Raw genomic sequence first — 5,444 nt, 5'->3', positions numbered from 1 at the left:
TTAAGTCTGTCGGTATTTGCGGAACCGATATTCATGCATGGGGAGGTAATCAACCTTTTTTTAGCTATCCGCGCGTGCTAGGCCATGAAATATGTGGGGATATTGTGACGCTGGGCGAGAAGGTGACGCAGTTTAAAGTGGGTCAACAGGTAGCGGTGATCCCGTATGTCGCCTGTCAGCAGTGTCCGGCGTGCCTGGGAGGACGAACGAACTGCTGCGAGAAGATCTCGGTGATCGGCGTGCATCAGGATGGGGGGTTTAGCGAGTATCTCAGCGTGCCGGCGACCAATCTGCTGTTGGCGGAGGGGATTGATCCTCAGGCTGCGGCGTTGATTGAGCCTTACGCGATTAGCGCGCATGCGGTACGCCGTGCCGCTATCGCCCCCGGTGAGCAGGTATTGGTCGTTGGAGCCGGACCGATTGGGATCGGCGCAGCGGCCATTGCCAAAGCAGAAGGGGCGCAGGTGGTGGTGGCCGATACCAGCGCTGCACGTCGCGAACACGTTGCTTCTCGTCTTGACCTGCCGGTAGTGGATCCCTCTGCGGCAGATTTTGAGGCTCAACTGCGTGCGCTGTTTGGCGGTTCACTGGCGCAGAAAGTGCTCGATGCGACGGGGAACCCGCATGCCATGAACAATAGCGTTAACTTGATCCGCCACGGCGGCACCATCGTTTTTGTCGGGCTGTTTAAAGGCGACTTGCAGTTCTCTGACCCGGAATTTCACAAGAAAGAGACCACCATGATGGGCAGTCGTAACGCCACGCCGGAGGATTTTGCGAAAGTGGGACGGCTGATGGCAGAAGGCAAACTGAGCGCTGAAATGATGCTTACGCATCGCTATCCGTTCAGCCAGCTTGCGGAGATCTTCGAACAGGATGTGATTAACAACCGGGCGTTGATCAAAGGAGTGATTACGTTCTGACGATTGCCATGCAGCGCCCGGAGTGGTGTTGGGCGCTGTTTTTTTTATTGTCGGTGGTCAGCCCTGAGCGCTGACCACTTTGATTTCAACCATTCCGATCCCCAGCTTACGCGGCGAGTGACCGAGGATGTTGCCTTCGTTGGTCGGGACCGGATCGGGCGGGACAATCACCAGCGTATCGGACTCTGTCGGGTTGTCGAAATGCAGCGTGGTGGTGGTGACATCGTGACCTAGCACCAGCGTCTGCTCTTCCTTGCCTACACGCACCGGAATGGGACGATTCGCATTGTCGCCGAAGGCTTTCGCGGTGATCACCAGATCGAATTTTTTCGGCAGCGGCTGTTTGTACTCGATCTTCACTTCTTCTGCCAGTTGCGCGTTAGACCAGCGTCCCCAGGATTCCGGACGAGAAATCCCGCTGAACTGCTTCACCTCTTCCGGCGCGCCTGCCACGTTGAAGATAAAGCTGTCGGCTTTATAGCGGATGTCGTTGTCGACAATTTTCAGGGTATCGACGTTGCCTTTATAGCGTTCCATGTCGATCATTGTGTCTTTAAAGGCCGTCTTACCTTTCCACTGCGCTTTATCAACATGCTGGACGATTTGCTCGCCGCCAAGCTGCCCCTGCGAGACGCACCAGTCGGTTGAGAGCGCCAGTTTCGGTGACCACAACTGGCCCATCTTGTAGCAACGATCGACCCAGACGAAGTTATCGCGTGGGGCAAAGTCGGCAAGCTGGTAGCGCAGCGGGGCGGAGTATTCACTTTCCGGCAGTGGCTCGACGCGCTTATCCGACACTCGCAGCAGCAGCGGCAGACGGAAATGGCTGCCGGAGAAGGCGATCATATTTTTATCCCGGTCGACGGTGAAATCTTTCATCTCTTTCGGGAAGTTCCACAGGCGAATGATGTCCGGCTTCATGGCGAGGATCTTTTCTTTGCTGTTGAGGAACACTTCCGACATCGACTGACCTGACAGGCTACTACGCCCCAGGCCAATAAAGTTATCGCCGCCGAGAATATCCAGCACCGTGGCGCCGTTATCCATGGTGTTACGTTTGACCGCCAGCGTCTCCTGCTGAGGCTTGTCGCCACGAATCACGAAAAACAGATTGTTGCGGTCCTGTTTGTTCAGGTATTTCCATGCGCTGTTGTTCATCGCCAGATGGTCCGAAGAGACCACGATCACCGTATCTTTAAACCACGGTGATGCTTTGATTTTATTGATAAATGCCGCGATATTTTCCTGACTACAGCTGACGGCGCTAAAAGACTGGTTAGGTTTACCGTCGAAATCATAGCGTTTTCGCTGACAGGCACGTGAGATAAAGCCGTCCGGATGATGGGTATCGACGGTCAGGGTAAACAACGAAAAACGCTGGCCGGAACGGGAGAGCTCTTCGAACTTCTTCCACGCTTCATCCAGTACCGTATCGTCATAGAAGCCCCAGTCATTGCGGTAATTCGGATCGGCGACGACGCTTTTTAACTCTTCGGCGCCATACAGATAATCGAAGCCGTGGGACTTCAGGAACACGTCTTTCCCGGCAAAACGCAGGTTTGCCCCTTGCACAAAGTGGTTTTGATAGCCGGAGTTTTTCAGGATATCCCCGAGGCAGATATTTTGCGGGAAGAAGCTGGAGACTGACGCTGACGCGTTGCCTTCAAACGGCGCGAACAGGGGAATGCCGCACTGGGAAGCGACCATTCCGGCGATGGTGTAGTCTGTACCCGGTAACTGCTGGGTATGGCTGAAATCCATACCTTCGTTTTTCAACGCGCCGAGTTCCGGGGTGAGTTCCGGGAAGGCCTCATTGTCGAAATAGGTACGCTCCAGGCTTTCACCGTAGATGTACACCAGATTCAGTTTCGGATTGGGGATGCTTTTCGCCGGTTCTTTATAGTAGGCCGCGAAATCGGGATCGCCCTCGCGGGTCTGGGATTTAACCAGTTCGCTGATCTGACGAAATGCCGGGCTGGCATCGACGGAGCCCAGCGCCAACAGCAGTGCCAGCAGGCTGTAACCAAAATGGTGGGGATGATGGCGACGACGACGCAGCACCCAGCCCAGCGTGCCAAAGACCGCCACGAGCGCTAATGCAATGCCGATGCCCGGCAGAATGTATTTGCCGACACCGGCCCCTGTCAGACTGTTCGTCAACGTGTAGAGTACGGCATCGTTAATTCCATCACCGGTGAAATAGTCGCTGGCGAAAAGCGTGATATTCAGAATCACAAAAAGTCCCAGCACCGTCAGGGTAGCGATAAACCACCAGGTGTTGCGACCCGCTTTGCAGGCATAAATCAATACAGAGGCAAGAAACAGCGCGATGGAGAGTAACTCAGACAACGGACGATCCTCACAAATAGCCTTGTGATTAGGCTTTAAACCAGGCCTTCGACTGGCAGATTAGCGTTTACAGAAAGTACAATGTAATGGGGTTGTCACTTAGCTGCAATTCTAGTGACATTTAATTACCTTGTTATTCAGAATTGGTTTAGAAAGAGGCTTTTTTGATCGCCGTCACTTCCCTCCATGCCTGGGATGAGCATGAAAGAAGAGCGAAAAGGGGGGAGAGGCGCCGCGACTGGCGGAAAACGACCAAAACGCGGCGTCGGGGATCAGGAAATAAAGTTCATACCCTGTTTGAGTACCAGGTCGCAGGCTTTGGTTTTCACCTTTTCTGCGAGCGGCGTGCTGCCGATATTGTTCAGGTTAAGCTGCTGACCGTCTTTGGTATTGAGCAGACCCTGAATACCGTCCAGATAGTTGGTGTCCTGCTTTTGCTCGGTAGCGCCGAGGCCAAGCTTATCCAGTACCTGATTTTTCACATTTTCCGCATCGGTAACGGACGCCAGCTTCTGCTTCGCGCAGTATTGCAAAATCCCGGCGGCGTTATTCATATTGTTCGCACTCAGCGCCTGGTTGCCGCCGTTCAGCAGGCTGGTCAGGGAAGAGAGCGAGGTGCCGCTTTGCGATGAGGTGGTACTTTGCTTGCTCAGTTCGCTGGCGGCGCTGGAGAGCGAGTCTTGCCAGGAGGCGGCGAAAGTATTGGCGGCGAAGCAGGCACTGGCCGCGATTACGCAGCACAGCAAACGTTTTGTCGTTTTCATTGTGATTACTCGTGTATAAACCCTGGTCGGAGTATAGCGCCGCTCAGTCTAAGAATGGTCTTAATACTCTTTGCCGGTTACCCGACTGCGAAAACTGTCCCAGTTGAAGATCACCCACAGGCTATTGCCCAGTCGCATACGATCCATTACGCGTTCACCCAGCAGTTTGGTCATTTCTTCCATGTTGCTGTTAGTGAGCATGCCGGTCGGGCGTTTTGAAGAGGAACGACGATCGACTATCTGGTTGATGATCACCTTTTCATAGCGCGATTCGGTTTGCACGCCGATCTCATCAATGACCAGCAGATCAACATTGCTCAGATCGTTCAGCAACTGTTCTTCGCTGGTTTCACGATTGCTAAACGTCTCTTTCATCGCCGACATGATGTCCGCCACGGTGATTATCAGTACCGACTTTCCGCGCAGCAGCAGCTCGTTGCAGATTGCCGCGGCGAGGTGGTTTTTCCCCGTCCCCGGTTTGCCGGAGAAGATAAAACTGGCGATGTTGCCATCGAACTCTTCCACGTACTGACGCGCTTTGCTTAGCGCATTCATCTGGCCTTCGCATTCCACATGATAGTTATCGAACGAGCAGTTTTGATGTAACGGACGGATGCCGGAACGGTTGAAAGTGCGCTGCATTTTCATCGCCCGATTTTCGCGAGCCAGAGCGGCGGCGCGAATTTCGCCTTGCTCTTTCTGCCATGCCAGCAGTTCTTCACCCGTTTTAAACGCCGGTTCGATATGGGCGGGCATCATTTTTTGCAGACGTTTCATCAGATCGCCAACGTTTTTCATGGTTAACCTCTAAAGCCCGGTGGAATTTGATTATCTGGTTCGCTGACCGTATTCACATCACGTTTCGGCAAACCGCCGTTGCTCGCGCGGCCGATCTGGACGCTGCGCGCCAGTTTTTGTTGCCACTGCACGTGATGAAACACTTTGCCTTCCGCTTGCCAGTAAGTCACGAACGAAGCCAGCTCTTCAGCGGTGACCGGCTCTCTTAACGCCACGCCCCACAGTGCAGCCTGACGCTGAAAGTCGGCATCCGGCTGCCAGGCGGGATACATGGCGAATTTCCCCAGCGGTACGGCGACCGGCACCGGTTGCGGTTCTTCATAAAACTGTGCATCCAGCGTCACATCGCTCCCAGGACGGGCGAGCTTTTCTTCGAGCGCCAGCAGTTGCGCCAGGCGTGCGGGGGTCAGCGCATAAAAGGCCGGAGCGTTATTGGCAAACACCGCCACCGCACCAGCTTCAGACTTCGCCAGTACCGTCTGGTGATCGTGTAAGAAGGCGTCAATACCAATGACGTCCGGGGTCAATATTCTGGAGGACATAACGTTTCTCAATACCGACTACAACCGAGAAGGGACTCTGCTGCTATAGTAACACACCGAGGTGGAGG

At 54.2% G+C, this 5,444-nt stretch carries 5 protein-coding genes; 1 reads left to right on the top strand and 4 read right to left on the bottom strand.

The window, feature by feature from the left end:
* On the top strand, window positions 1–923 hold a 923-nt coding region (locus tag AB7E14_RS19850), incomplete at its 5' end, for a zinc-binding alcohol dehydrogenase family protein (RefSeq protein ID WP_428169839.1).
* A gap of 57 nt (window positions 924–980) precedes the next feature.
* On the opposite strand, the gene opgB is transcribed toward AB7E14_RS19850, so the two are convergent.
* From opgB to dnaT, 4 genes are all read right to left on the bottom strand, one after another.
* Complete coding sequence (opgB, locus tag AB7E14_RS19845; protein ID WP_316962082.1) at window positions 981–3,272, bottom strand: phosphatidylglycerol--membrane-oligosaccharide glycerophosphotransferase; 2,292 nt, start codon at window positions 3,270–3,272, stop codon at window positions 981–983.
* 272 nt (window positions 3,273–3,544) lie between these two features.
* A complete protein-coding gene (locus AB7E14_RS19840) occupies window positions 3,545–4,036 on the bottom strand; it encodes a DUF2501 domain-containing protein (RefSeq protein WP_042999319.1) in 492 nt (163 codons plus the stop codon).
* Between the two features lie 60 nt (window positions 4,037–4,096).
* On the bottom strand, window positions 4,097–4,834 hold the full coding sequence (gene dnaC, locus AB7E14_RS19835) for a DNA replication protein DnaC (RefSeq protein ID WP_046401434.1): 738 nt from the start codon (window positions 4,832–4,834) through the stop codon (window positions 4,097–4,099).
* Between the two features lie 2 nt (window positions 4,835–4,836).
* On the bottom strand, window positions 4,837–5,376 hold the full coding sequence (gene dnaT / locus AB7E14_RS19830; RefSeq protein ID WP_428169838.1) for a primosomal protein DnaT: 540 nt from the start codon (window positions 5,374–5,376) through the stop codon (window positions 4,837–4,839).
* Between the last annotated feature and the right edge of the window lie 68 nt (window positions 5,377–5,444).

Source organism: Citrobacter sp. (assembly GCF_050252275.1).
Taxonomy (GTDB): Bacteria; Pseudomonadota; Gammaproteobacteria; order Enterobacterales; family Enterobacteriaceae; genus Citrobacter_A; species Citrobacter_A amalonaticus.
Note: the sequence above shows the minus strand (reverse complement) of the source record. Positions and strands in the feature narration are given on the sequence as shown.